The organism is Mycobacterium colombiense (assembly GCF_003284975.1).
Classification (GTDB): domain Bacteria; phylum Actinomycetota; class Actinomycetes; order Mycobacteriales; family Mycobacteriaceae; genus Mycobacterium; species Mycobacterium europaeum_A.
Map to the genome: position 1 here is coordinate 1 of NZ_QMEU01000022.1, position 25193 is coordinate 25193.

The following is a 25193-nucleotide window of genomic DNA, read 5'->3' on the forward strand; positions in this document are numbered from 1 at the left end:
GAACTCGCCGACCGCATCGCCGACGAGAAGAAGTGGCGCCAGAGCACGCGTCAGGGCATCCAGTTCCTGGCCCTGCAATTCCAGGCGACGCGCTGCGACAAGGAAGACATCCTGGCCGGCAACGACGATCCCGCCCAGCCGTTGATCACCTGCTCCACCGACCACAAGGTCGCCTACCTGCTGGGACCGTCGATCATCAGCGGTGACCAGATCCAGGACGCCAGCGCCAGCCAGAACCAGCGCGGCATCGGCTACGTCGTCGACCTGCAGTTCAAGTCCGCCGCGGCGAACACCTGGGCCGACTTCACCGCAGCCCACATCGGCACCCAGACCGCCTTCACCCTGGACTCGCAGGTGGTCAGCGCGCCGATGATCCAGGAGGCGATCCCCGGCGGCCGCACCCAGATCAGCGGTGGCGATCCGCCGTTCACCGCCGCGACGGCCAAGCAGCTGGCCAACGTCCTCAAATACGGCTCGCTGCCGCTGTCCTTCGAGGCCTCGGAGGCCCAAACCGTCTCGGCGACACTCGGATTGACCTCGCTGCGGGCGGGCCTGATCGCGGGCGCCATCGGCCTGATCCTGGTGCTGGTGTACTCGCTGCTCTACTACCGGGTGCTGGGACTGCTCACCGCCCTGTCGCTGGGTGCTTCCGGCGCAATGATCTTCGCGATCCTGGTGATCCTGGGTCGCCAGATCAACTACACCCTGGATCTGGCGGGCATCGCGGGCCTGATCATCGGTATCGGTACCACCGCCGACTCGTTCGTCGTCTTCTTCGAACGCATCAAAGACGAGATCCGCGAAGGCCGTTCGTTCCGGTCCGCGGTGCCCCGAGGCTGGGTGCGGGCCCGCAAGACCATCGTGTCGGGTAACGCCGTCACCTTCCTGGCCGCCGCGGTGCTCTACGCCCTGGCGATCGGCCAGGTGCGCGGCTTCGCCTTCACGTTGGGCCTCACCACCGTCCTCGACATCGTGGTGGTGTTCCTGGTGACCTGGCCGCTGGTGTACCTGGCGTCCAAGTCCCCGACGCTGGCAAAGCCGGCCTACAACGGCCTGGGCGCAGTTCAGCAGGTGGCCCGCGAACGCCGGGCTTCGGCGCAGGTCAAGACGGGACGGGGATAGCGCATGACTTCCTCCAAAGCCTCCAAGGACGCAACCGAGCTCACCGAAGCCTCCGAGGGCGCCACCGAGTTGACCGACAGCGCCCCGCACCACGGGTTTCTGTCGCGCCTGTACACCGGCACGGGCGCCTTCGAAGTGGTCGGGCGGCGCCGGCTGTGGTTCGGCATCAGCGGCGCGATCGTCGCCGTCGCCATCCTGTCGATCCTGTTGCGGGGCTTCACCTTCGGCATCGACTTCAACGGCGGCACGACGGTGTCGATGCCGGCCGCCGGGAAGACGGGCACCGTGCAGACCTCGCAGGTCTCGGAGGTGTTCCACCAGGCCCTGGGTAAGGATCCGGAATCGGTGGTGGTCGTCGGCAACGGCGCCGGCGCGACCGTGCAGATCCGCTCGGAGACGCTGACAAACGATCAGACGACCAAGCTGCGCAACGCCCTCTTCGATGCGTTCGGACCCAAGGGCGCCGACGGCAAGCCCAGCAAGCAGGCGATCAGCGACGCGGCGGTCTCCGAGACCTGGGGTGACCAGATCACCGACAAGGCGCTGATCGCGCTGGCCGTGTTCTTGGTGCTGGTCGGCGTCTACATCATGGTGCGCTACGAGCGGTACATGGCCATCTCGGCGCTGACGACCATGGTGTTCGACCTCAGCGTTACCGCGGGGGTGTACTCGCTGGTCGGTTTCGAGGTCACGCCCGCCACCGTCATCGGCCTGCTGACGATCCTCGGTTTCTCCCTCTACGACACCGTCATCGTGTTCGACAAGGTCGAGGAGAACACCCACGGTTTCCAGCACACCACCCGGCGCACGTTCGCCGAGCAGGCCAACCTGGCGATCAACCAGACGTTCATGCGGTCCATCAACACCAGCCTGATCAGCGTCCTGCCGGTACTCGCGCTGATGGTGGTGGCGGTGTGGCTGCTGGGCGTCGGCACGCTGAAGGACCTGGCGCTGGTGCAGCTGGTCGGCATCCTGGTCGGCACGTACTCGTCGATCTTCTTCGCCACGCCGCTGCTGGTCACGCTGCGCGAGCGCACCGAGCTGGTGCGCACCCACACCCGCCGCGTGACGCGGCGGCGCAGCCCCGGCTCGCGAGCGGCGGCCGAGACCGCCGGTGACGGCGACGCCGACACCGCGGAGGAAGCGGAAGAGACGACGACGGCGGCCGAGCCGGCCAAGCCCGCGCCGAGCAAGCCGGCACCGGGAGCTCGCCCCGTGCGGCCGACCGGGACCCGGCGTCCCACCGGCAAGCGGAACGTCGGCCGGCGGTAGTCACCATGGCCACCAGCTACCGGGGAACTGGGGCCGGTCGTCGTGGCGTGCTCGTCGGCCGCCGGGCCCTGACGCGGTGGCTCGGCGCCGGATTGGCTGTGGTGCTGGCGGCGGGTGTGACGCTCACCGCGTGTTCGGGCAGCGCCGCCTCCCAAATCGACTACGTGGTCGACGGCCCGCTGTCCACCTACAACACCAACACCGTTGCCGGCGCCGCATCGGCCGGGGCCCAGGCGTTCGCCCGCACGCTCACCGGTTTCAGCTATCACGGCCCCGACGGGCAGATCGTCGCCGACCGCGACTTCGGCACCGTGTCGGTGGTCGGCGGCACCCCGCTGGTGCTGGACTACCAGATCGCCGACAACGCCGTCTACTCCGATGGCAAGCCGGTGACCTGCGACGACATCGTGCTCGCCTGGGCGGCGCAGTCCGGCAAGTTTCCCGACTTTCACGCCGCCACCCAGGCCGGCTTCCTCGACATCGCCAACGTCGAATGCATCCCCGGGCAGAAGAAGGCCCGGGTGTCGTTCATCCCGGACCGCGGCGTCGTCGACTACAACCAGCTGTTCACCGCGACCTCGCTGATGCCGTCGCACGTCATTGCCGACCAGCTCAACGTCGACGTGACCGCGGCCCTGCTCAGCAACAACGGGCCGCTGGTGGCCCAGATCGCGAAGCTGTGGAACACCATCTGGGACCTCAAACCCGGGCTCCAAAAAGACGTGCTCGAAAAGCGTTTCCCGTCGTCGGGGCCGTACAAGATCGAATCCATCCTCGATGGCGGCGCGGTGGTGCTGGTCGCCAACGACCGGTGGTGGGGGCCCAAGGCCATCACCAAGCGGGTCACCGTGTGGTCGCAGGGGCCCGACATCCAGGATCGGGTCAACAGCCGCAGCGTCGACGTGGTCGACGTCGCCGCGGGTTCGTCCGGCGCCCTGACCACACCGGACAACTACGAGCGCTCCGATGGCCCGTCGAGCGGCATCGAGCAGCTGATCTTCGCCCCGCAGGGTCCGCTGGCCGCGCCCAAGGCCCGGCGCGCGGTCGCGCTGTGCACGCCGCGCGACTCGCTGGCCAAGGACGCCGGGACGCCGATCGCCAACTCGCGCCTGGACCCGGCCATCGACGACGCCGTGTCGGCCGCCGACGGGGCGGGGGAGGCCGACCCGTTCGCCAAGGCCGATCCGGTCACCGCGCGCGCCGCGCTGGGCGGTGCGCCGCTGACGGTGCGGATCGGCTATCAGGGGCCCAACGCGCGGCTCGCGGTCAACGTCGGCGTCATCACCAAGGCGTGCGCCGCGGCCGGGGTCACCGTCACCGGCGTCATCCTGGACAGCTCGGGGCCGCAGGCGCTCAAGGACGGGAAGATCGACGCGCTGCTGGCCAGCACCGGCGGGGCCACCGGCAGCGGGTCGACGGGGTCGTCGGCGCTGGATGCCTACGCCCTGCACACCGGCAACGGCAACAACCTGTCCGGATACAGCAACCCGCAGGTCGACAACGCGATCGGGGCACTGGCGGTCTCGGCCGACGCCGCCGAGCGCGCCAGGCTGCTGACCGAAACCGCGCCGGTACTGTGGGGCGACATGCCCACCCTGCCGCTGTACCGTCAGCAGCGCACGCTGCTGACCTCGAAGAAGATGTACGCGGTGAGCAAGAACCCGACCCGCTGGGGCGCGGGCTGGAACATGGACCGATGGGCCCTTATTCAGTGAGGCTCCGATGACCAACGCCGCCGGGTTGATCGCGTCGCTGACGCGCAAGGTGGCCGATTTCCCCAAGCCGGGCATCCAGTTCAAGGACCTCACCCCGGTGTTCGCGGACGCGTCGGCGATGACCGCGATCACGGGCGCGCTGGCCGAGATCGCCGCGGGCGCCGATCTGGTGGCCGGCATCGAGGCCCGCGGGTTCCTGCTGGCCGCGGCCGTCGCCGAGCGGCTGCAGACCGGCGTGCTGGCCATCCGCAAGGCCGGGAAATTGCCGCCGCCGGTGCACGCCGAGACCTATGACCTCGAGTACGGCAGCGCCACCCTGGAGATTCCCGCCGACGGCCTGGACCTGCGCGGGCGCAACATCGCGATCATCGACGACGTGCTGGCCAGCGGGGGCACCCTGGCCGCCGCGGCCCGGCTGCTCGAGCGCGCCGGAGCGCACGTGACGACGGCCGCGGTGGTGTTCGAACTGAGCGCGCTGCGCGGCCGGGAAGCGGTCGCGCCATTGGCCGTACACAGCCTGACTTCCGAGTAGCGCTCTCCCATTGGAGATATCCTCGAATTCGGAGGTGACCAACGTGGCGGAGGACAACAGCGCGGCGCAAGCGCTTGACGCGCCCACTAACGTCTCGGAGTCGCCGGCCATCACGCAGCCGATGGAGGTTCCCGAGCCACCGACGGAATCCCTGAAAACGTCGAGCAGCGCGTCCCGGCGGGTGCGGGCCAGGCTGGCCCGCCGGATGACCGCCCAGCGCAGCACCCTCAACCCGGTGCTCGAACCGCTGGTGGCGGTGCACCGCGAGATCTACCCGAAGGCCAACGTGTCGCTGCTGCAGCGCGCCTTCGAGGTCGCCGACGAGCGCCACGCCACCCAGTTGCGCCATTCCGGAGACCCCTACATCACCCACCCGCTGGCCGTCGCCACCATTCTGGCCGAATTGGGCATGGACACCACGACTTTGGTGGCCGCGCTGCTGCACGACACCGTCGAGGACACCGGATACACCCTGGACGCCTTGAGCGAGGAATTCGGTGAAGAGGTGGGCCATCTGGTCGACGGCGTGACGAAACTGGACCGGGTGGTGCTGGGCAGCGCCGCCGAGGGCGAGACGATCCGCAAGATGATCACCGCGATGGCGCGCGATCCCCGTGTGCTGGTGATCAAGGTGGCCGACCGACTGCACAACATGCGCACCATGCGGTTCCTGCCGCCGGAGAAGCAGGCGCGCAAGGCCCGCGAGACGTTGGAAGTCATTGCGCCCCTTGCTCATCGGCTGGGGATGGCCAGCGTCAAATGGGAACTGGAAGATTTGTCGTTCGCGATCCTGCACCCCAAGAAGTACGAGGAGATCGTGCGGCTGGTAGCCGGGCGTGCGCCGTCGCGCGACACCTATCTGGCCAAGGTCCGCGCCGAGATCGTCAACACGCTGAGCGCGTCGAAGATCAAGGCGACGGTGGAGGGCCGGCCCAAGCACTATTGGTCGATCTACCAGAAGATGATCGTCAAGGGCCGCGACTTCGACGACATCCACGACCTGGTGGGCATTCGCATCCTGTGCGACGAGATCCGCGACTGCTATGCCGCCGTCGGCGTGGTGCACTCGCTGTGGCAGCCGATGGCGGGGCGGTTCAAGGACTACATCGCCCAGCCGAGATACGGTGTGTACCAGTCGTTGCACACCACCGTGGTGGGGCCGGAAGGCAAGCCGCTGGAAGTGCAGATCCGCACCCGCGACATGCACCGCACCGCCGAATACGGCATCGCCGCGCACTGGCGTTACAAGGAAGCCAAGGGTCGCAACGGCGTTCCGCATCCGCACGCCGCCGCCGAGATCGACGACATGGCCTGGATGCGTCAGCTGCTCGACTGGCAGCGGGAGGCCGCGGACCCGGGCGAGTTCCTCGAGTCGCTGCGTTATGACCTTGCGGTACAAGAGATCTTCGTGTTCACCCCGAAGGGTGACGTGATCACCCTGCCCAACGGCTCCACGCCGGTGGACTTCGCCTACGCGGTGCACACCGAGGTCGGCCACCGCTGCATCGGCGCCCGGGTCAACGGCCGGCTGGTGGCGCTGGAGCGCAAGCTGGAAAATGGGGAAGTCGTCGAGGTTTTCACCTCAAAGGCGGCCAACGCCGGGCCGTCGCGGGATTGGCAGCAATTCGTGGTCTCGCCGCGCGCCAAGGCTAAGATCCGGCAGTGGTTCGCCAAGGAGCGCCGCGAGGAGGCGCTCGAATCCGGCAAGGACGCCATGGCCCGCGAGGTCCGCCGGGGCGGACTTCCGTTGCAGCGCTTGGTCAATGGTGAAACGCTCGCGGCGGTGGCCCGCGAGCTGCACTACACGGACGTCTCCGCGCTCTACACCGCGATCGGTGAGGGCCACGTGTCGGCCCGGCACGTCGTGCAGCGGCTGCTGGCCGAGCTCGGCGGCATCGACCAGGCCGAGGAGGACCTCGCCGAACGCTCCACGCCGACAACGATGTTGCGCCGCCCGCGCAGCAGCGACGACGTCGGCGTCTCGGTGCCGGGCGCGCCGGGCGTGCTGACCAAGCTGGCGAAGTGCTGCACCCCGGTGCCCGGGGACCAGATCATGGGGTTCGTCACCCGCGGCGGCGGGGTGAGCGTGCACCGCACCGACTGCACCAATGCCGCCTCGCTGCAGCAGCAGTCCGAGCGCATCATCGAAGTGCATTGGGCGCCTTCGCCGTCGTCGGTGTTTCTGGTGGCCATCCAGGTCGAGGCGCTCGACCGGCACCGGCTGCTCTCGGACGTCACCCGGGTGCTGGCCGACGAGAAGGTCAACATCTTGTCCGCGTCGGTGACCACCTCCGGTGACCGGGTTGCGATCAGCCGCTTCACCTTTGAGATGGGCGACCCCAAGCATCTCGGCCACCTGCTCAACGTCGTGCGCAATGTCGAGGGCGTGTACGACGTCTACCGCGTGACGTCCGCAGCCTGAGCCCTAGCTCAGCCGCACCGAGGTGATCTTCACCGGGTTGGTGGGCGCGCCGCTCTGTCGATTGCCGGCGATACCGGCTCGGGCGATTTTGTCCAGGGTGGCCAGCCCCGCCTGGTCGATGGTGCCCAGCACCGTGCTCTGCGGTTCCATCTCGGAATCCTTGAAGATCAAGGCGAATTGGCTGCCGTTGGTGTTGGGTCCCTCGGTGGCCATGACGATGGTGCCGCGCGGATACACCACCGTCGCGCGCAACGCGGGGTCGTCGGGCTTGTATTGGTCGGCGGGGTACTCGTCGGCGAATTCGTAACCAGGGCCACCGGATCCGTCCACCTCGGGGCCACCGCACAACAGCGACCCGCCATCGGGCGAGCTGATCAGCCGGGCGCACTGGGTGTTGTCGAAGAATTGCTGCTTGACCAGGCTGATGAAGCTGTTCACCGTGCACGGCGACTCGGAATTGGCGAGCTGGATCGCGATGTCACCGACGTTGGTGGAGATGACGGCGCCGATCTGCGGGGGAGTGGTCGACACCCGGCCCGACGGGGGCTGGTTCACCGGCCGGCTGACCGGATCGGGCACCGACCGGTACTGGCAGTCGGCACCCAGGTCGGGCGGCGGTGCGAACGCCGGCAGCGGCGGCGCCGTCGCCGACGCCGGGCCACTGGAACCGGGGTTGGAACCGGTCCGCCCAGGCGCCCGGGCCCGGGTCTGGGTGGAGGATGCCGCGCTGTCCGGGGAGCCGTGACTCTGGGTCACCAACGCGAAGACCAGCGCCGCTACCGCCGCCAGCGCCAGGGTCGACGCGCCGACGATGCCCACCAGCAAACGCCTGGAATGCGTTGGGCGGCCGGGTGCTAGCCGCGGATCCGGACTGCCATCGGGCGGCGGCGGTGCCGGCGGCGGGGCGAAGCCGACCGGTCCCGTTGCCGGGCTCGGCAGCGCGGCCCTGGCGGCCTCGGCGAGCTCCATCGCCGTCTGATACCGCTGTTCGGGGTCCTTGACCATGCCCCGGGCGACGACCGCGTCGAAGGCCGCGGGCACCTCGGGCGCGATCGCCGACGGTCGCGGCGGTGGGGCGTTCAGGTGCGCGTTGAGCTGTTCTTCGAGGCTGTCGCCCGCGAATGGGCGCTTGCCGGTCAGGCACTCGTACAGCACGCAGGCCAACGAGTAGACGTCGGCACGATGATCGGTTTTGCCCTTGAAGCGCTCGGGCGCCATGTAGGCGACGGTGCCCATCGTGGCGCCGGTCTGCGTGAGCTGAGTGTCAGCCTCCGCGCGGGCAAGGCCGAAGTCGATCAGATAGACGAAGTTGCGCGCCGTGGTGATCAAGATGTTCATCGGCTTGATGTCGCGGTGGATCAGGCCCGCTTGCCGCGCGCTATCCAGCGCTGCCGCAACCTGTTCGATGACCGCGACCGTCTGCTCCGGGCTGAGGCGGCCGCCGCTTTCGGCGATGTAGTGCGACAGGTCGCGGCCCTCGATCAGTCGCATGTCGACGTAGAGCCGGCCGTCGATTTCACCGTAGCCGTGAATCGGCACCACGTGCGGGTCGGTGAGGCCGGCCGCGATGCGGGCCTCACGGCGGAAACGGTGCTGGAAGTCCTGATCCTCGGCCAGATGTGGCGGGAGCACTTTGAGCGCCACCACCCGGTCGGTGGTCGCGTCGTAGGCCCGGTAGACCCGGCCCATGCCGCCGCGTCCCAACAAGTCCAGTATTCGGTAATGGCCGAATGTGTCCGGATCCAGATTCACCCAACGACCATAAGCCGTCGGCGGTGCACGTCGGGCGAATCCCGCCGATCAGAGGCAGTTTCGCGCCGACGCGGGCTAGTTGTCGGCGCCGACCCGCTGCGCCCGGCGCACGCGCCGCGCTTGCGATCGACGCTAGTCGAGCAGCAGCGAGGTGATGGTCACCTCGGTCGCAGGGGCGCCGTCTTCACCGCCGCCGGCGACGCCGGCCTTGGCGATCTTGTCCAGGGTGGCCAGCCCGTCGGGCTGGATGGTGCCGAACACGGTGTACTGCGGCGGCAGCTGGGAGTCCTTGTACACCAGGAAGAATTGGCTGCCGTTGGTGCCGGGCCCGGCGTTGGCCATGGCCAGCGTGCCGCGCGGGTAGAGGACGGGCTCCTGCGCCTTGGGGTCGTTCGGCGGGTACTGGTCGGTCGGGTACTCGTTGGCGAATTGATAGCCGGGGCCGCCGGTGCCCTCGCCCTTGGGGTCGCCGCACTGCAGCACGCCCAGGCCCTGCGAGGTGGTCAACCGGTGGCATTTGGTGTTGTCGAAGTATTTCTGCCCGATCAGGCTCGCGAAACTGTTGACGGTGCACGGTGATTCGTTGTTCGCCAGCATCAGGCCGATGTGGCCCTGGTTGGTCACCATGCTGGCGCTCACCTGGGCGGGATCGGTCGGCACCTTGCCGGTCCGCGGCGGCTTGACCCCCGGCTTGGCGGCCGGCTCGGGCGAGGCCGGGTACTGACAGTTGGCGCCCAGCTCGGCAGAGGGCTTGAACGGCGGCAGCGGCGCGGCGTTCGGGGTCGGCCCCGCGGGGGTCGTGGACTCCGGCGAGCTGGTGCTGCTGGTGGTCGTCGACGCCGCGGTGTTGCTCTTGTGGTCGTGCTTGGTGTTGACGATCGTGATCACCACCGCCACGATCACGGCCACGGCGACGATCGAGGCGGCCGCGATCAGCACGATCCGGCGCGTCTTGGCTTGCTTCGCGCGCCGTTCCAGCTGCCGTTCGAGCTTGCGTTTGGCGTTGGCGCGTCGCTGTTCGTTGGTCGGCACGGCCGCTATGCCTCCATGCTGGTGAAGTCGGATTCCCTTAGACGGGTGAGGTGCCAGCTCAGGCTAATGTGGGCGCCGCGACTCGTGTCAAGTGGGGCCCGTGGGAAACTGGGAAGCGTGTTGATCACCGGATTCCCCGCCGGCATGCTGCAGTGCAACTGCTACGTGGTGGCCGAACGGCCTGGTACGGACGCCGTGATCGTGGATCCGGGACAGCGGGTGATGGGCGCGCTGCGCAACATCCTGGACAAGAACCGGCTGACGCCGGCCGCGGTGCTGCTTACCCACGGACACATCGACCACATGTGGTCGGCGCAGAAGGTGTCCGACACCTACGGTTGCCCGACCTACATCCATCCCGAGGACAGGTTCATGCTCACCGACCCGATCTACGGCCTGGGCCCGCGCCTGGCGCAGATGGTCGCGGGCGCGTTCTGGCGGGAGCCCAAGCAGGTCGTCGAGCTGGACCGCGACGGCGACAAGCTGGACCTGGGCAGCGTGACCGTCAACGTCGACCACACGCCCGGGCACACCCGGGGATCGGTGATCTTCCGGGTCGACGGCGGGACGAAGGACGGGAAAGACTTGGTGTTCACCGGTGACACGCTCTTCGAGCGCGCAGTGGGGCGCACCGACCTGTTCGGCGGCAGCGGCCGCGACCTGCTGACCTCGATCGTCGACAAGCTTCTGGTGCTCGACGACGACACCGTGGTGCTGCCCGGGCACGGCAACTCCACCACCATCGGCGCCGAGCGCCGCCTCAACCCGTTCCTCGAAGGCCTGTAGCCCGTGCCGGAGTTCGCTGCGCCCAAGGGCGTGCCCGACTATGTCCCGCCGGACTCGGCGCAATTCGTCGCGGTGCGCGACGGCCTGCTGGGCGCCGCCCGCCGGGCCGGCTACGGCGATATCGAGCTGCCCATCTTCGAGGACACGGCGCTGTTCGCCCGCGGCGTCGGTGAGTCCACCGACGTGGTGTCCAAAGAGATGTACACGTTCGCCGACCGCGGCGACCGCTCGGTGACGCTGCGGCCCGAGGGCACCGCCGGGGTGGTGCGTGCGGTCATCGAGCACGGGCTCGACCGCGGCGCACTGCCGGTCAAACTCTGTTACGCGGGGCCGTTTTTCCGCTACGAGCGTCCGCAGGCCGGCCGCTATCGCCAGCTGCAGCAGGTCGGAGTCGAGGCGATCGGCGTCGACGACCCGGCCCTGGACGCCGAGGTGATCGCCATCGCCGACGCGGGTTTCCGCTCGCTGGGGCTCGACGGCTTCCGCCTGGAGATCACCTCGCTGGGTGATGACAGCTGCCGGCCGCAGTACCGGGAACTGTTGCAGGAGTTCCTTTTTGGGCTCGACCTGGACGAGGAGACCCGGCGACGGGCGCAGCTCAATCCCCTGCGGGTGCTCGACGACAAGCGACCGGAGGTGCGCGCCATGACGGCCGAAGCGCCGGTGCTGCTCGATCACCTGTCCGACGCGGCCAAGCAGCACTTCGACACCGTGTTGGCGCATCTGGACGCGATGGGCGTGCCGTACGTCATCAACCCGCGCATGGTCCGCGGGCTGGACTACTACACCAAAACGACCTTCGAGTTCGTGCACGACGGGCTGGGCGCGCAGTCCGGCATCGGTGGCGGTGGCCGCTACGACGGCCTGATGCGCCAGCTTGGCGGGCAAGACCTGTCCGGCATCGGGTTTGGGCTCGGCGTGGACCGCACGCTGCTGGCGCTGCGCGCCGAGGGCAAGAGTGCGGGGGTCCCCGCGCGCTGCGAGGTGTTCGGCGTGCCGCTGAGCGAGCAGGCCAAGTTGCGCCTGGCGGTGCTGGCCGCGCAGTTGCGCGGCGGCGGCGTGCGCGTCGACATGGCCTACGGCGACCGCGGACTCAAGGGCGCGATGCGCGCGGCCGACCGCTCCGGCGCCCGGGTCGCGCTGGTCCTCGGCGACCGCGATCTCGAGGCGGGCACGGTCGGGGTGAAGGATCTCGAGACCGGGGAGCAGGTCGCCGTCGCGTTGGATTCCGTTGTCGACGAGGTGCTTGGGCGGCTCGGCCGCTGACGTGTCGCTCGCGTCTGATACTGTCGAACACATGTTCGAAGAAGTGCGGGCGCGGTTCGACGAGCTCATCGAGCGCCACTACCCGTCGGCGACACCGGTGTCGGCGGGCTTGCTGGAGCGGATCGGTGCGGCCGCCCGGGCGGAGAATCGGGCGGCGGCCGCGCAGCTGGTGGCCATTGGTGAGCTGTTCGGGTATCGGCTGTCACGGTGTTCGGAGACCGAGGAGTGGGCCGTCGACACCGAGGCGGCGGTGAGTGCGGAGGTGGCCGCCGAGTTGCGAATCGGCCAGGGCCTGGCCGAAAGTCGCGTGCGCTACGCCCGCGCGATGCGCGAGCGGCTGCCGAAGGTGGGGGCGGTCTTCGCCGCCGGCGATATCGGCTACCGAATGTTTCAAACGATCGTGTTTCGCACCGATTTGATCACCGACCCCGACGTGCTCGGTGCGGTGGATGCCGAGTTGGCCGCCGGGGTCACCAGGTGGCCGTCGCTGAGCCAGGGTCGGCTGGCCGCACAGGTGGACAAGGTGGTGGCTCGCGCTGACGCGGACGCGGTACGCCGCCGCAAGGAGCGCGCGGCCGGGCGGGAAGTCTGGGTTGCCGACATGGGGGAGGGGTTGGCGCATCTGGAGGGCACCCTGCTCGCTCCGGACGCGCATGCGCTGGATCGGCGATTGACTGCGTTAGCGGCCACGGTGTGTGAGCATGATCCGCGCACCCGCGAGCAGCGCCGCGCTGATGCGCTGGGTGCGCTGGCGGCCGGTGCGGACCGGCTGGGGTGTCGGTGCGGGCGGCCCGATTGCGCGGCCGGCAAACGGCCCGCGTCGAGCCCGGTGGTGATCCACGTGATCGCCGAGCAGGCCACGCTGAATGGCCGCGGTTCGACGCCCGCCGCTCAGATAGGCGCGCAGGGCCTGATCCCGCCGGAGTTGCTCGGCGAGTTGGCCGCCTCGGCCAGGCTGGCGCCGCTGGTCCATCCGGGTGGTGCGCCGCCGGAGCCCGGTTATGTGCCGTCTAAGGCGCTGGCCGATTTTGTGCGCTGCCGGGATTTGACGTGTCGTTGGCCCGGCTGTGATCAGCCCGCCGTGAACTGTGACGTGGACCATACGATCCCCTACGCCGACGGCGGGCCGACGCACGCGTCGAACCTCAAATGTTATTGCCGCGCCCATCATTTGGTGAAAACCTTTTGGGGCTGGCAGGAAAAGCAGCTGTCCGACGGCACGCTGATCCTGACCTCGCCGGCCGGGCGGACCTATGTCACCACGCCGGGCAGCGCACTGCTGTTCCCGAGTTTGTGCCGGGACGTCGGCGCGATCCCCGCCGCCGAGGCCGACGTGGCGCCCGATTACTGCGGTGATCGCACGGCGATGATGCCCAAACGCCGCCGCACCCGCGCTCAGAACCGCGCCGCGCGCGTGGCCACCGAACGCCGGCACAACCGCATGGCACGTGCGATCGAAACGCCTTCTCGCACTTGGGCTTCCGCATCGGCCCACCCCGTCGGCGACGGGGAACCGCCGCCCTTCTAAGCGTTATTTTTTGCTGGGAATAATGATGACGACGATCAATGTCAGGATCGAGAAGAACAGCCCGAGAATTCCCCAGCCCAGCGGATTGCGGCCCTTCATCATGGCGATGACTCCGCAGATTATTGCGGCGATAATGCTGCCGATAGCGACGAAAATTCCCTTGATGCCGCGGAGGATAAAGCCGGCCGCGACCGGGTCCGAACTCGCCAAAATCACCTGGTGCAACATGACAGGTCCTTTCGTGAGGGGCCCTGGAATAATACCCGCGCAAATGTCGCGCAAAACCGAAACTCGATTCGCCAGGCCCGTGCGCGGTTTCGGTTTAACCGCCCGGATAACCGCGGCGCACGGTGCGGTCGAGAATTCCCAAAGTCGCGCGCAATGCACCCTCGGACAAGACGGGGAAAATGCCGGCCATGTGAACGACGAACTTATCGCCCACGCCGCGCACCGGATCACCGTCGGCGCCTTGAAGCGTTGGGGTGATACGGTCACCGCTCACTGTGCGGCCGTCGCCCTTGCTTGACTCAGCCTCGAACTAATGTTCGAATAGCCGGTATGCGGTGGGCAAATCAAGCCGTCGCGGTCAACGGGACACCGGTCGAGGATGGGGCGCTGCCGGGGCTGCAGCGCATCGGCTTCCTGCGCAGCGTGCGCTCGCCGCAGTTCGACGGCATCACCTTCCACGAGGTGGTGTGCAAGTCCGCGCTCAACAAGGTGCCGAACGCGTCGGCGCTGCCGTTTCGCTACACCGTCAACGGCTACCGCGGCTGCTCGCACGCCTGCCGGTACTGTTTCGCCCGGCCCACCCACGAATACCTGGAGCTGGACTGCGGCAACGACTTCGACACCCAGGTCGTCGTCAAGACCAACGTGGTCGAGGTGCTGCGTCGCGAGCTGCGCCGGCCGTCGTGGCAGCGTGAGACCGTCGCCCTGGGCACCAACACCGACCCGTACCAGCGGGCCGAGGGGCGCTACGCGCTGATGCCCGGCATCATCGGCGCCCTGGCCGAATCCGGCACACCGCTGTCGATCCTGACCAAGGGCACGCTGCTGCGGCGCGACCTGCCGCTGATCACCCAGGCCGCGGCGCAGGTCCCGGTCTCGGTGGCGGTGTCGCTGGCCGTCGGCGATCCAGAGCTCCATAAGGACGTCGAGCCGGGCACCCCCACGCCCCAGGCCCGGCTGGGTCTGATCAGCGCTATTCGGGGCGCCGGGTTGGACTGTCATGTGATGGTCGCGCCGGTGCTGCCGCACCTCACCGATTCCGCCGAGCACCTCGATGGGCTGCTCGGCCAGATCGCGGCGGCCGGTGCCACCAGCGTCACCGTGTTCGGTTTGCACCTGCGCAGCTCGACCCGGGGATGGTTCATGGCGTGGTTGGCCCGTTCGCATCCCGAGCTGGTCGGCCGTTATCGCGAGCTGTACCGCCGCGGCGCCTACCTGCCCCAGGACTATCGCGAAACGCTGTGGCGGCGGGCCGCGCCGTTGATCGCCAAGCATGGGCTGGCGGGCGACCATCGCCCGTTCGCCCGGGCCGCCTCGGCGGCGCCGGCACCGAAAGCGAGTCAGCCGACGTTGTTTTGAGCTTCGGGATCGGCGTTTCGTAGCGTCCGTCTGCGGGGGAACGCGACGAAATGCCTTGTGCGCCTGGTGTCTTCGGTGATGTCGTGCAGACGGGCGGTGAGCAGATCCCGCAGCAGCAGGTGACCTTGTTCCGCGCCGTCCGGTGACAGGACACGCAGCGCGTGGCCGCCCGATTCGGCGAGGACGTTGGCGGCATGCCGCAGGGTGTCGCGGGTGCTGACGCTGCCGCCGGTCGGCACCGGGGACGGCTCGGGATGCATGACGTCGGCCACGAAGAACGCTTCCAGCGGATCGGTGGTGTAGTCGCGGGTCAGGTGCAGGCCGCGCCGGGCGATCTTCTCGGTCAGCACCGATCGGTCGAGCATCAGCACGGACGCCGCGTAGGCCGTGGTCGAGGCCACGATCAGGGGAAGCAGCGCGGGCCAGGCGTGGGTGAGTTCGAGGGTGAACACGATGCCGGTCAGCGGCGAGCGCATGACGCCGCCCACCACGGCGGCCAGTCCGAGAATCGCCCAGAACCCCGGGAACACGTTCGGCAGGCCCTGGCCCACCAGGGCTCCCAGCGCGCCGCCGATCATGAACACCGGTGCGAGCACACCGCCCGAGGTGCCCGAACCCAACGACAGTGACCAGATGGCGGTCTTCACGACGAGGATGCCGACGATCAACGACAGGGTGGCGCGGCCGGTGAGCAGCGCGTCGATCACGTCGTAGCCGACGCCGAGCGCCCGCGGCTCGATCAGTCCGCCCGCGCCGATCACCAGCCCGCCGATCGCCGGCCACCACATCCAGTGGATCGGCAGGCGCGCGAAGGCGTCTTCGGCCAGGTACACCAACCGCGTCGCGGCGATGGCGACCACCGCGCCGCACGCCCCGATGAGGAGCGCCAGCAGGTCTATCTTCGGTTCGACCCGGCTCAGGCGCCCGACGTCGACCGGGAAGACCGGGTTGCCGCCGAGAATGAACTGGCGCACGACGGTCGCGACGACGACCGCCGCCGTCACCGGAATCAGGCTGCGAGGCCGCCATTCGAACAGCAACAGCTCGACCGCGAGCAGGATGGACGCCAGCGGCGAATTGAACGTGGCCGCCATTCCGCCGGCGGCCCCCGACACCAGCAGGATCTTGCGCTCGTCGGCGGTCAGGTGCAGGTGTTGGGCCAGGATCGACCCGAGTGCCCCGCCGGTCATGATGATCGGCCCCTCGGCGCCGAACGGGCCGCCGGTGCCGATGCTGATCGCCGCCGAAACCGGTTTGAGGACAGCGACTTTCGGCTCGACACGGCTGCCCTGGGTGAGAATCGCCTCGATCGCTTCCGGCATGCCGTGACCGCGGATCTTCTCCGAGCCCAGCCGCGCCATGACGCCGACCACCAGACCGCCGGCGACGGGGGCGCCCAGCAGCAACCACCACGGATGGGGGTGCGATCCCGGTGCCACCAGGTCGACCGCCCAGCGCTGGTAGAAGACGAGGTTGGTGACCAACCCGATCAACCGGAGCAGGCACCACGCCGCCCCCGCGGCGAGCGCTCCGATCGGCACGGCGAGCGCCGCCGTCAGCAGCATGCGCCGATCGACCACGAAGTCCGCCAAGCGTCCCCCCATGGACGGACCGGGCGATTCAGCCATTTTTGAAGTATTTCACAGGGATAAAATCCGCCGCGGTCACGTTGCTGGGACGGGCTAGCGGGCCCGGTCGCCGCGCGGCTTGGTGAGCGTGAACTGGTCGATGACGGCGACTTCGCCGAACGGGCCCCGCAGCGCGTAGTGCGTCGCCTTGATCGAGGTGTTGCCGCCGGGTTGGCCCGGATCGACCTCGAAAGCCGCGAAACCGTAAGGGTTGTCGCGATCGCGGAACGCCGACCACGGCGCGTCCTCGAGGACGTAGACGGGCGCCTTGCGGCGCAGCGCGGGATCGAAGGCGCCCACACCGGTGACCACACGGCACCGCGGCTCCGGGAAGAACATCGCGTTGCTCGGGGCCGACGTGCCGCCGCCACCGATGACCAGGTGCACCGTTCCCCGGGTGGCGTCGATCAGATCGTTTCGGGTGTCGACGGGTATCGGCGTGCGGGTGTCGGTGCCCAGCGCGCCGCGCAGCGGATGCGAGCGTTCGTAGTGGTGTTCGTGGCCGCACACCACCAGGTCGACCCGGTACTGGTCGAACAGCGGCAGCCATTCCGCGCGGATGCCCAGGTCGGCACCGTTGGTCTTGTCGGCGGTGGAGACCGCGGTCTGGTGCATGCACACCACGATCCAGTCGACGTCCGGATCGCTCCGGGCCGCAGCGAGTTCGTCTGCAAGCCAACGCTTTTGCTCGCCACCGGAGTAGCCGTGCACGTAGAAGTTGCCGCCGTCCTGGAACGCGACGTCGTCGTTGCTCAGGCTGATCACCCGCACCGAGCCGGCGGTGAACGAGTACCACATGCCACGGGTTTCGGGGCTCGACCCGGACTCGGGCACCGCGAAGTAGGTCTGGTAGGCGCCGTAACCAATTGGACCGTTGCCCAATTCGTTCTCGTGGTTGCCTGCCGCCGGCATCCAGGGCCGGTAGCGCGCCGAGCGGGTGTTGTTCTCGAACCAGTTCGACCAGGTGCGCACCCGATCCCGGGCCAGGTTGGCGTAACACAGGTCGCCGTTGATCAGGTTGAACAGCGGGCCCATCCGTTCGATCGCCATGGTGGTGTCGGCGGCGGCCGGCGAGCCGATGTTGTCGGTGGCGTAGCTGCCGTCGGGCATTTTGGCCAGCGCCGGAGTGGACTGGTCACCGAAGCTGGTGAACAGCAACGGCTTTCGGCCCTTCGGCGCCGTACGGACGGTGCCCTGCTCCGGTTCCGCGCCGTCGTGCAGCGCGGCGTACACGTAGTCGGTGTCCGGCGTGAGGTCGGTCAGCCGGGCATGGTTGACGCGAACTTCGGTGCCCGACTTCGCGTCCCGGTAGGTGCGGGTTTCGGCGGCCACCGTGCTGCCGAAGCCCGATGTCGGTCTTCCGAGCAGGACGCGCGGATTGCGGACTGCGTCGGTGGTGTGCCAGGACACCACCACTTCGGTGCCGGCGTTCTTGCCGAACTGCAGGTGCAGCCCACCGACAGGTGGTGCGCCACGTCGATCGGGCTGCAACCAGGCCGTCGGGCCCTGCGGACGGGACCACAGCAGCGTGGCGCCACCCCCCAGGCCCACGCCGAGGGCGGCCGAGACCGCGCCGGTGGTCAGCAACCGGCGCCGGGTCACCGCAGTGGGGTCTTCACGCATGCTTGCTTCATACCGGAGCCGGGCGACCAGGGGCACAGCTGCGGCGTAACCATCGAACCGTCGCTAACGAATCCGGTAGCGTTTTCGATATGACGAACGTGCACAGGACAGCGAGCGCGATCTCAGCGACAATTCTGGCCGCGGCCGCGGGGGCGGTACTCACGCCGGCGACCAGCTATGCGGACCCGGCCGGCCACCAGGTGACCTACACCGTGACGAGCCCCAACAACGTGACCGCCAACGTCTCCTACGTAAACGCCGATCCGCCCAGCCAGGCGGCCTTCAACGCGGACCCGTCGAAGTTCTCGACCAGCGTGCAGGCCCCGCTCAGCGCCGGCGCGCCGGTCACCTACACCGCCACCCTGGCAAACCCGAACCAGTTCGCGAGCATCACCGCCAACGGCATGCTGCACTGGCCGGACTCGGGCAACGGCCCGGCCCAGTTCCACTGCGAAATCGCCGTGGACGGTCAGGTGGTGGTCCAGCAGGACGCGACCACCACCGTCACCTGCCGGCTCAGCTAGTCGAGCCCAGGGCCGGTGCGCTGCCGGGCTCGGCGTGCGCAACGACGACGACCTGGGCGCTCTCGGCGCCGACCGCCCGGATCTTGTGGCTGACCGACGCGTCGAAGTAGGCGCTGTCGCCCGGCCTTAACGTGAACGTCTGGTCACCGTAGTCGAGTTCGACCGTTCCGGCGTGCACGAACATGAATTCCTGGCCCGCATGCTCGGGATGGGGATCCTCGGCCAGCTGCTCGGTCGGGCGAACCACGAACGGCGACATCGACTTTCCCAACAGCGACGGCGCCAGCACCCGGTAGCGGCCGCCGTCGCCGTCGCCGGCCCGGTCCACGGTGATCTTTTCCTGGGCCGCCCCGGCGGAGAACAGCCGCCCGACGTCGACCTCGAGCGCCCGGGCGACCTTGAGGGCCACCGCGATCGAGGGAGTGCTCTGGCCCCGTTCGATCTTGGACAGGTAGCTCTTGGTCAGGCCCGTCTGCCGGGCGAGTTGCTCGAGGGTGAGGCCGCGCTGTCTGCGGACGGGGCGCAGCAGTGCCGTCACGGCACCTCCTATGACACAAGGTTTCCTATGCTGCTACATTGTGTCACATGGGCAGCACGTTCACCGAATCGAAATCCGAGTTGATGCGCCGGGCTGCCGAGCAGTTGACGGCGAACCTCGCCGATTCGCAGTTGACCACGCGCCAGAAGCTGGCGTTGACCTGTCGGGCGCTCTTTGACGCCGGGCACGACTCGGGGCTGGCCGGCCAGATCACCGCCCGCGCCGAGGCCGCGGGCACCTACTACACCCAGCGGCTCGGGCTGGGGTTCGACGAGATCACCGACGCCAACCTGCTGCTGGTCGACGAGGACCTCAACGTCCTCGACGGCGAGGGGATTGCCAACCCCGCCAACCGTTTTCACAGCTGGATCTATCGCGCCCGGCCCGACGTCAACTGCATCGTGCACACCCACGCGTTCCACGTCGCGGCGCTGTCGATGCTGGAAGTTCCCCTGATCGTCTCCCACATGGACACCACCCCGCTCTACGGCGACTGTGCGTTCTTGCCGAAGTGGCCGGGGGTGCCGGTCGGCAACGAAGAGGGCGAGATCATCACCGCCGCCCTCGGGGACAAGAAGGCCGTCCTGCTGGCGCATCACGGCCACGTCATCGCGGGGGCCAGCGTCGAGGAGGCCTGCTCGCTGGGCATCCTCATCGAGCGCGCCGCCAAACTGCAGCTGGCCGCGATGGCCGCCGGCACCGTCCAGGAGCTGCCCGAAGAACTGGCTCGCGAGGCCCATGACTGGACGCTGTCGCCGCAGCGCAGCCGCGCCAACTTCGCCTACTACGGCCGTCGGGTCCTGGCCCGGCATCCCGACGTGTTGACCAGCCAAGGAGCCGCCCTGTGACCGAGCCCAAGATCCACGGCATCATCGCCTACCCGGTTACGCCGTTCGGCGACAACGGGATTGACACCGAACGGCTGGCCACGCTGGTCGAGCGGCTGGTGTCCGGCAATGTCCACGCGATCGCGCCGCTGGGCAGCACCGGCGAACTGGCGTACCTCGAGGAACCCGAGTTCGACGCCGTCGTCGACGCCACCATCGCCACTGTCGCCGGGCGGGTCCCGGTAATCGTCGGCGTGTCGGATGTGACCACCGCCAAGACGATTCGGCGCGCCGGCTACGCGCAGCGGGCCGGGGCGGACGCGGTGATGATCCTGCCGGTGTCCTACTGGAAGCTCACCGAGCGGGAGATCTTCCAGCACTACCGCAGCATCAGCGACGCCATCTCGATCCCCATCATGGCCTACAACAACCCGGCCACCAGCGGTGTCGACATGCCGCCGGAGTTGCTGGTGCGAATGTTCGAGGGCATCGACAACGTCACCATGGTCAAGGAATCCACCGGCGACCTGGCCCGCATGCACCGCATCGCCGAACTGTCCGGCAACCGGCTGCCCTTCTACAACGGCAGCAACCCGCTGGTGCTCGACGCCCTGAAGGCCGGCGCATCCGGATGGTGCACGGCCGCACCGAATCTGCGGCCACAACCCTGCATCGACCTGTACGAGGCGGTGCGCGCGCACGACCTCGACACCGCGCAGAAGCTTTACGACGATCTCCAGCCGTTGCTCACCTACATCGTCGCCGGCGGGTTGGCCACCACCGTCAAGGCCGGCCTGGAGCTGCTCGACTTCGGCGTCGGCGACCCGCGCGCGCCGCTGCTGCCGCTCGACGAACAGGGCCGCGCCGAGCTGCGGCGTCTGCTGGACGTTTAACCCAGATCCGGCGCGGAGAAGGTGTCACACTTCTTCGGGTCGCCGGTCTGGTAGCCGATGGTGAACCACTTCTGGCGCTGTTCGGACGAGCCGTGCGTCCAGGACTCGGGGTTGACCCGCCCGGTGGCTTCCTTCTGGATGCGGTCATCGCCCACCGACGCCGCGGCCGACAGCGCATCGGCAATGTCCTTGTCGCTCAACGGCTCCAGGTAGGGCACGCCCGTGCTCTCCTGCTTGACTGTGGAGGCGTAGTGTGCCCAGATTCCGGCGTAGCAGTCGGCCTGTAGCTCGGTGCGCACGCCGTTGCCCCCGGCGCCCTGCGCGCCCTGCTGCGAGCGGCCGAGCAGACCCTGCAGTTGCTGCACGTGATGGCCGTATTCGTGGGCGACCACATACTCCTGGGCGAACGGCCCACCGCTGGAACCGAATCTGTCGACGAGCTCCTGGAAGAAGTCGGTGTCGAAGTACGCCGTCTGGTCGACCGGGCAGTAGAACGGTCCGACCGCGGTGGTGGCCGCCCCGCAGCCGGTGTTCACCCGGCCGGTGAACAGCCGGACATGCGGGCGGGTGTAACCCGGCAGCAGCTGATGCCACACCGCGTCCACCGAGTTGCCGGTGGCGACCACCCGGCACTGCACGTACTTGTTGGCGTCGGCGCCGGTCTTGCACTGGCTCAGGTCGAAGCCGGGCGCCGAGTACCCGCCGGTGTTGGTCTGCGGGGAGTTCATGACGCGGCCGGGGTCGACGCCCAAAAACAGCGCCCCGATGAGAATGAGCAGCCCCAGACCGCCACCCCCGACCGCCATGCCCATCCCGCCCCCACCGGACGACGACGCGGTGCTGGTGTCGATCTGCATGCCCTCGTTGAAGGTCACGACGCTCTCCTAACGTTGCCGGGTCGCAAGGGACTCGGTGTAGCTGCGCAGGTTTCGCAGATAGCGGCGCAGGGCCAGGTTCAGCAGCGGCCCCACCACGACCATCGCCAGCTTCGCCGGGCCGGCCGGCTTCTGGGCCATGGTCCACGTCAGCCGGCAGCCGCCCGGGATGACCTGCACCCGGTAATCCTCGGCGAAGGCCGCCACGGACCGGGTAGAGCATTCGTTGAACCGAAACGCCATGTGCGTGAACGGTTCCCAGGCGAGGTATTCCTCGTTGCCGACGATGCCGCCGCGCATCTCGACGACGCGGGTGGTCCCCACACCGCGCGGCTCGGGACTGGTCCAGGTCACCTTCGTGATCACCTTCGCCCACCGAGGCCAGGACCCGGCGTCGGAGAGCACCTCGAAAAGCCGCTCGGGGGTGATGGCCAGGTCGACGCTGTTGCGGAAGCGGTAACGGGCCTCAACAAAATCAGCGTCGATGAAGTTCAGATCCACGCGCTCGCAGGGGAACATGAAATCAATCTAGCCGGGGCCGTCGCTGGCCGCGGCCAGTAAGGGCACTATCACGTCGCTGATCGGCGTGGCCAGGCCGTGGGCCCGGCCCTTGCGAATGATCACGCCGTTGCGGATGTCCCATTCCATCCGCCGCTGATGTTCGGCGTCGGTCAGGATCGAGGTGCCCATGTCCTCGGCGACGTTGCGGAACATGTCCACCAACTCGTCGACCACGCCGTCGGCCAGCCGGGCGCCCTCGGCCCGCGCGACCGCCAGGCACTCGGCGACGTAGCGGCGCGCCAGGGCGGCGACGTCGTCGCGGCGGAACATCCCGGACCGCCTGCGCGCCAGCGCCATGAAGCCGGCCAGGGCGTTGGTGAGCAGCTTGTGCCAGGCCGCGGTGATGATGTCGGGATCGCAGTCCACCCGGCACCCGGCGTCGCGCAGCAGCTCGGCGACGGCCTCCGCCGACGGCCCGCTGGGCAGCACCAGGGCCGGTTCGGTGCGCAACCGCACCCAGCCTTCGGGCTGCATCTGGGCCGAGTACCACACGATCCCGGGGATGACGGGCGATTGCGGGCACAGCGGCTGCACGTGTTCGACCTGCTCCACACCGTTTTGCAGCACCACGACGATGGTGTGGACGTCGCACAGCCGGGCCAGCCAGCCGCCCGCCGCCTCGGTCTGGGTGGCCTTGACGGCCAGCAACACCACGTCCACCGGCCCGGCCACGTCGGCCGGATCGGTGTGCACGGGGCCCGGCACGACGATCGGGTCGGCGCCGTCGGGTCGCACTTCGATCACGTCGCGCGGGGTGCGCCCGCACACGATGACGGAGTGGCCGGCCCGATGCAGCAGGGCGGCGGCCGTCGTGCCGACGGCGCCGGGACCGACCAGGGCGATGTTGGTAGCAGCGTCTGTGGCGATGCCACCGAAATTACCTCCTTTAGACTGGGCACTCGTTCTGGCCAGGTGAAAAGGAGTCTTTTGTGCTGCGCAGTCATGCCGCGGGTTCGCTGGACAGTAGCGATGCCGGGCAGCAGGTGACGCTGGCGGGTTGGGTGGCCCGGCGCCGCGACCACGGAGGCGTCATCTTCATCGATCTGCGCGACGCCTCGGGGATCGCCCAGGTGGTGTTCCGCGCCGAGGACGTGCTGGCCCAGGCGCATCGGCTGCGCGCCGAGTTCTGCGTCGCGGTCTCCGGTGTGGTCGAGATCCGCCCCGAGGGCAACGCCAACCCCGACATCGCCACCGGCGACATCGAAGTCAACGCCACGTCGCTGACGGTGCTGGGGGAGAGCGCGCCGCTGCCGTTCCAGCTCGACGAGCCCGCCGGCGAGGAGCTGCGGCTCAAGTATCGCTATCTGGACCTGCGCCGCGACGGGCCGGCCGAGGCAATCCGGTTGCGCTCCAAGGTGAATGCCGCGGCGCGGTCGGTCCTCGCCCAGCACGACTTCGTCGAGATCGAAACCCCGACGATCACCCGCTCGACCCCCGAAGGCGCGCGCGACTTCCTGGTGCCGGCCCGCCTGCACCCCGGCTCGTTCTACGCCCTGCCGCAGAGCCCGCAGCTGTTCAAGCAGTTGCTGATGGTGGCCGGCATGGAGCGCTACTACCAGATCGCCCGCTGCTACCGCGACGAGGATTTCCGCGCCGACCGCCAGCCGGAGTTCACCCAGCTCGACATGGAGATGAGCTTCGTCGACGCCGAGGACATCATCGCCATCTCCGAGGAGATCCTGTCCGCGCTGTGGGCGTTGATCGGGTATGAGATTCCCAGGCCCATCCCACGGATCAGCTACGCCGACGCGATGCGGCGATTCGGCTCCGACAAGCCCGACCTGCGCTTCGGCCTCGAGCTGGTCGACTGCACAGAGTTCTTCAAAGACACCACATTTCGCGTGTTCCAGGCGCCGTATGTCGGCGCGGTGGTGATGCCCGGTGGGGCGTCACAGCCGCGGCGCACGCTGGACGGCTGGCAGGAGTGGGCCAAGCAGCGCGGTCACCGCGGACTGGCCTACGTGCTGATCGCAGACGACGGCACGCTGGGGGGTCCGGTCGCCAAGAACCTGTCCGACGCCGAACGTGACGGCCTGGCCGCCCACGTCGGGGCCAAGCCGGGCGACTGCGTCTTCTTCTCGGCCGGGCCGCCGAAGCCGTCGCGGGCGCTGCTGGGGGCCGCCCGCGGTGAAATCGCCCACCGGCTCGGAATGATCGACGCGGACGCCTGGGCGTTCGTCTGGGTGGTGGACCCGCCGCTGTTCGAGCCCGCCGACGACGCCACCGCCGCGGGTGACGTGGCCGTCGGCTCGGGGGCGTGGACCGCCGTGCATCACGCCTTCACCTCGCCCAAGCCCGGCCACGAGGGCGACATCGAGACCGATACCGGCAACGTGCTCGCCGACGCGTACGACATCGTCTGCAACGGCAACGAGATCGGCGGCGGGTCGATTCGTATCCACCGCCGCGACATCCAGGAACGGGTGTTCGCGGTGATGGGCTTGGACCACGCCGAGGCCCAGGAGAAGTTCGGTTTCCTGTTGGAGGCGTTCACATTTGGTGCGCCCCCGCACGGCGGGATTGCGTTCGGCTGGGACCGGATCAACGCGCTGCTGTCTGGCGTCGACTCGATCCGCGAGGTCATCGCCTTCCCGAAGACCGGCGGCGGCGTGGACCCGCTCACCGAGGCACCCGCGCCGATCACCGCACAGCAGCGCAAGGAGTCCGGGATAGACGCCAAGCCCGGGCCCAAGTAGCGCGGCGGCACCTC

At 68.7% G+C, this 25193-nt stretch carries 22 protein-coding genes and 1 pseudogene; 13 read left to right on the top strand and 10 right to left on the bottom strand.

Translation table 11 applies throughout. The annotated features are described in order from the left end of the window. The 5 genes from secD to DQP58_RS10270 all read left to right on the top strand — a co-directional run. The coding region (gene secD / locus DQP58_RS10250) for a protein translocase subunit SecD (protein ID WP_112708295.1) at positions 1 to 1122 on the top strand (1122 nt) is incomplete at its 5' end. A 3-nt stretch (positions 1123 to 1125) separates the two neighbouring features. Next, positions 1126 to 2394 (top strand): protein translocase subunit SecF, encoded by a 1269-nt coding sequence (secF, locus tag DQP58_RS10255; protein ID WP_112708296.1) that lies wholly within the window; start codon positions 1126 to 1128, stop codon positions 2392 to 2394. Positions 2395 to 2441: 47 nt separating this feature from the next. Next, the gene (locus tag DQP58_RS10260; RefSeq protein ID WP_205869394.1) at positions 2442 to 4109 is read left to right on the top strand and encodes an ABC transporter substrate-binding protein; all 1668 of its coding nucleotides are present in this window, start codon (positions 2442 to 2444) and stop codon (positions 4107 to 4109) included. A gap of 7 nt (positions 4110 to 4116) precedes the next feature. After that, a complete protein-coding gene (locus DQP58_RS10265) occupies positions 4117 to 4641 on the top strand; it encodes an adenine phosphoribosyltransferase (protein WP_112708298.1) in 525 nt (174 codons plus the stop codon). Between the two features lie 43 nt (positions 4642 to 4684). After that, complete coding sequence (locus DQP58_RS10270; RefSeq protein ID WP_112708343.1) at positions 4685 to 7063, top strand: RelA/SpoT family protein; 2379 nt, start codon at positions 4685 to 4687, stop codon at positions 7061 to 7063. 3 nt (positions 7064 to 7066) lie between these two features. On the opposite strand, the gene DQP58_RS10275 is transcribed toward DQP58_RS10270, so the two are convergent. Together DQP58_RS10275 and DQP58_RS10280 are read right to left on the bottom strand one after the other, a co-directional pair. Then, positions 7067 to 8815, bottom strand: coding sequence for a protein kinase domain-containing protein (locus DQP58_RS10275; RefSeq protein WP_112708299.1), 1749 nt, complete (start codon positions 8813 to 8815; stop codon positions 7067 to 7069). Positions 8816 to 8947: 132 nt separating this feature from the next. Continuing rightward, complete coding sequence (locus DQP58_RS10280; RefSeq protein ID WP_112708300.1) at positions 8948 to 9847, bottom strand: peptidylprolyl isomerase; 900 nt, start codon at positions 9845 to 9847, stop codon at positions 8948 to 8950. Between the two features lie 117 nt (positions 9848 to 9964). Between DQP58_RS10280 and DQP58_RS10285 the strand changes: the two genes are divergently transcribed. From DQP58_RS10285 to DQP58_RS10295, 3 genes are read left to right on the top strand one after another with little or no spacing between them, the layout of a single operon-like run. Next, complete coding sequence (locus tag DQP58_RS10285) at positions 9965 to 10633, top strand: MBL fold metallo-hydrolase (protein ID WP_066861041.1); 669 nt, start codon at positions 9965 to 9967, stop codon at positions 10631 to 10633. 3 nt (positions 10634 to 10636) lie between these two features. Next, the gene (gene hisS, locus DQP58_RS10290; RefSeq protein ID WP_112708301.1) at positions 10637 to 11899 is read left to right on the top strand and encodes a histidine--tRNA ligase; all 1263 of its coding nucleotides are present in this window, start codon (positions 10637 to 10639) and stop codon (positions 11897 to 11899) included. A 31-nt stretch (positions 11900 to 11930) separates the two neighbouring features. Beyond that, positions 11931 to 13427, top strand: a complete 1497-nt coding sequence (locus DQP58_RS10295; RefSeq protein ID WP_112708344.1) for an HNH endonuclease signature motif containing protein — start codon at positions 11931 to 11933, stop codon at positions 13425 to 13427. 3 nt (positions 13428 to 13430) lie between these two features. On the opposite strand, the gene DQP58_RS10300 is transcribed toward DQP58_RS10295, so the two are convergent. After that, positions 13431 to 13655: a deoxyribodipyrimidine photolyase gene (locus DQP58_RS10300; protein WP_066861033.1), complete on the bottom strand. Its 225-nt coding sequence runs from the start codon at positions 13653 to 13655 to the stop codon at positions 13431 to 13433. Between the two features lie 94 nt (positions 13656 to 13749). Then, positions 13750 to 13842, bottom strand: a pseudogene (locus tag DQP58_RS27105) (polyketide cyclase); the annotation flags it as partial. 143 nt (positions 13843 to 13985) lie between these two features. Here DQP58_RS27105 and DQP58_RS10310 point away from each other — a divergent pair. Next, the gene (locus tag DQP58_RS10310) at positions 13986 to 15014 is read left to right on the top strand and encodes an Rv2578c family radical SAM protein (protein ID WP_112708303.1); all 1029 of its coding nucleotides are present in this window, start codon (positions 13986 to 13988) and stop codon (positions 15012 to 15014) included. On the opposite strand, the gene DQP58_RS10315 is transcribed toward DQP58_RS10310, so the two are convergent. Together DQP58_RS10315 and DQP58_RS10320 are read right to left on the bottom strand one after the other, a co-directional pair. Next, positions 14996 to 16642 (bottom strand): chloride channel protein, encoded by a 1647-nt coding sequence (locus DQP58_RS10315; protein WP_112708304.1) that lies wholly within the window; start codon positions 16640 to 16642, stop codon positions 14996 to 14998. The genes DQP58_RS10310 and DQP58_RS10315 overlap by 19 nt on opposite strands. Before the next feature lie 54 nt (positions 16643 to 16696). After that, entirely contained in the window at positions 16697 to 18265 is a 1569-nt protein-coding gene (locus DQP58_RS10320; RefSeq protein WP_112708345.1) for a purple acid phosphatase family protein, read from the bottom strand. A gap of 89 nt (positions 18266 to 18354) precedes the next feature. Between DQP58_RS10320 and DQP58_RS10325 the strand changes: the two genes are divergently transcribed. Continuing rightward, positions 18355 to 18789: a hypothetical protein gene (locus DQP58_RS10325; RefSeq protein WP_112708305.1), complete on the top strand. Its 435-nt coding sequence runs from the start codon at positions 18355 to 18357 to the stop codon at positions 18787 to 18789. Here DQP58_RS10325 and DQP58_RS10330 read toward each other — a convergent pair. Continuing rightward, positions 18782 to 19327: a helix-turn-helix domain-containing protein gene (locus tag DQP58_RS10330; protein ID WP_112708306.1), complete on the bottom strand. Its 546-nt coding sequence runs from the start codon at positions 19325 to 19327 to the stop codon at positions 18782 to 18784. The two genes, DQP58_RS10325 and DQP58_RS10330, sit on opposite strands and share 8 nt — an antisense overlap. Before the next feature lie 47 nt (positions 19328 to 19374). Here DQP58_RS10330 and DQP58_RS10335 point away from each other — a divergent pair, with 47 nt between their 5' ends. Together DQP58_RS10335 and DQP58_RS10340 are read left to right on the top strand one after the other, a co-directional pair. Further along, positions 19375 to 20175 carry an aldolase gene (locus tag DQP58_RS10335; protein ID WP_112708307.1) on the top strand — a complete coding sequence of 267 codons (801 nt, stop codon included), beginning with the start codon at positions 19375 to 19377 and terminating at the stop codon, positions 20173 to 20175. Beyond that, positions 20172 to 21047, top strand: coding sequence for a dihydrodipicolinate synthase family protein (locus DQP58_RS10340; RefSeq protein ID WP_112708308.1), 876 nt, complete (start codon positions 20172 to 20174; stop codon positions 21045 to 21047). Before DQP58_RS10335 ends, DQP58_RS10340 begins: the two co-directional genes overlap by 4 nt. On the opposite strand, the gene ypfJ is transcribed toward DQP58_RS10340, so the two are convergent. Genes ypfJ through DQP58_RS10355 form a run of 3 tightly spaced genes read right to left on the bottom strand, consistent with a single transcriptional unit; the run spans position 21044 to position 23350 of the window. After that, positions 21044 to 21922 carry a KPN_02809 family neutral zinc metallopeptidase gene (gene ypfJ / locus DQP58_RS10345; RefSeq protein WP_112634263.1) on the bottom strand — a complete coding sequence of 293 codons (879 nt, stop codon included), beginning with the start codon at positions 21920 to 21922 and terminating at the stop codon, positions 21044 to 21046. The genes DQP58_RS10340 and ypfJ overlap by 4 nt on opposite strands. Before the next feature lie 9 nt (positions 21923 to 21931). Next, positions 21932 to 22441, bottom strand: a complete 510-nt coding sequence (locus DQP58_RS10350) for an SRPBCC family protein (RefSeq protein WP_112708309.1) — start codon at positions 22439 to 22441, stop codon at positions 21932 to 21934. Positions 22442 to 22450: 9 nt separating this feature from the next. Further along, entirely contained in the window at positions 22451 to 23350 is a 900-nt protein-coding gene (locus tag DQP58_RS10355; RefSeq protein ID WP_205869395.1) for an oxidoreductase, read from the bottom strand. Between the two features lie 62 nt (positions 23351 to 23412). Between DQP58_RS10355 and aspS the strand changes: the two genes are divergently transcribed. Further along, positions 23413 to 25179, top strand: coding sequence for an aspartate--tRNA ligase (gene aspS / locus DQP58_RS10360; protein WP_112708311.1), 1767 nt, complete (start codon positions 23413 to 23415; stop codon positions 25177 to 25179). The last annotated feature ends 14 nt before the right edge of the window (positions 25180 to 25193 follow it).

Bases quoted from the DNA above. Each gene is read 5' to 3' on its own strand.
- DQP58_RS10335 (WP_112708307.1), top strand. From the start codon at position 19,375: ATGGGCAGCACGTTCACCGAATCGAAATCCGAGTTGATGCGCCGGGCT.
- DQP58_RS10310 (WP_112708303.1), top strand. From the start codon at position 13,986: ATGCGGTGGGCAAATCAAGCCGTCGCGGTCAACGGGACACCGGTCGAG.
- DQP58_RS10350 (WP_112708309.1), bottom strand. From the start codon at position 22,441: ATGTTCCCCTGCGAGCGCGTGGATCTGAACTTCATCGACGCTGATTTT.
- DQP58_RS10265 (WP_112708298.1), top strand. From the start codon at position 4,117: ATGACCAACGCCGCCGGGTTGATCGCGTCGCTGACGCGCAAGGTGGCC.
- DQP58_RS10315 (WP_112708304.1), bottom strand. From the start codon at position 16,642: ATGGCTGAATCGCCCGGTCCGTCCATGGGGGGACGCTTGGCGGACTTC.
- DQP58_RS10320 (WP_112708345.1), bottom strand. From the start codon at position 18,265: ATGCGTGAAGACCCCACTGCGGTGACCCGGCGCCGGTTGCTGACCACC.
- secF (WP_112708296.1), top strand. From the start codon at position 1,126: ATGACTTCCTCCAAAGCCTCCAAGGACGCAACCGAGCTCACCGAAGCC.
- DQP58_RS10300 (WP_066861033.1), bottom strand. From the start codon at position 13,655: ATGTTGCACCAGGTGATTTTGGCGAGTTCGGACCCGGTCGCGGCCGGC.
- DQP58_RS10325 (WP_112708305.1), top strand. From the start codon at position 18,355: ATGACGAACGTGCACAGGACAGCGAGCGCGATCTCAGCGACAATTCTG.
- DQP58_RS10295 (WP_112708344.1), top strand. From the start codon at position 11,931: ATGTTCGAAGAAGTGCGGGCGCGGTTCGACGAGCTCATCGAGCGCCAC.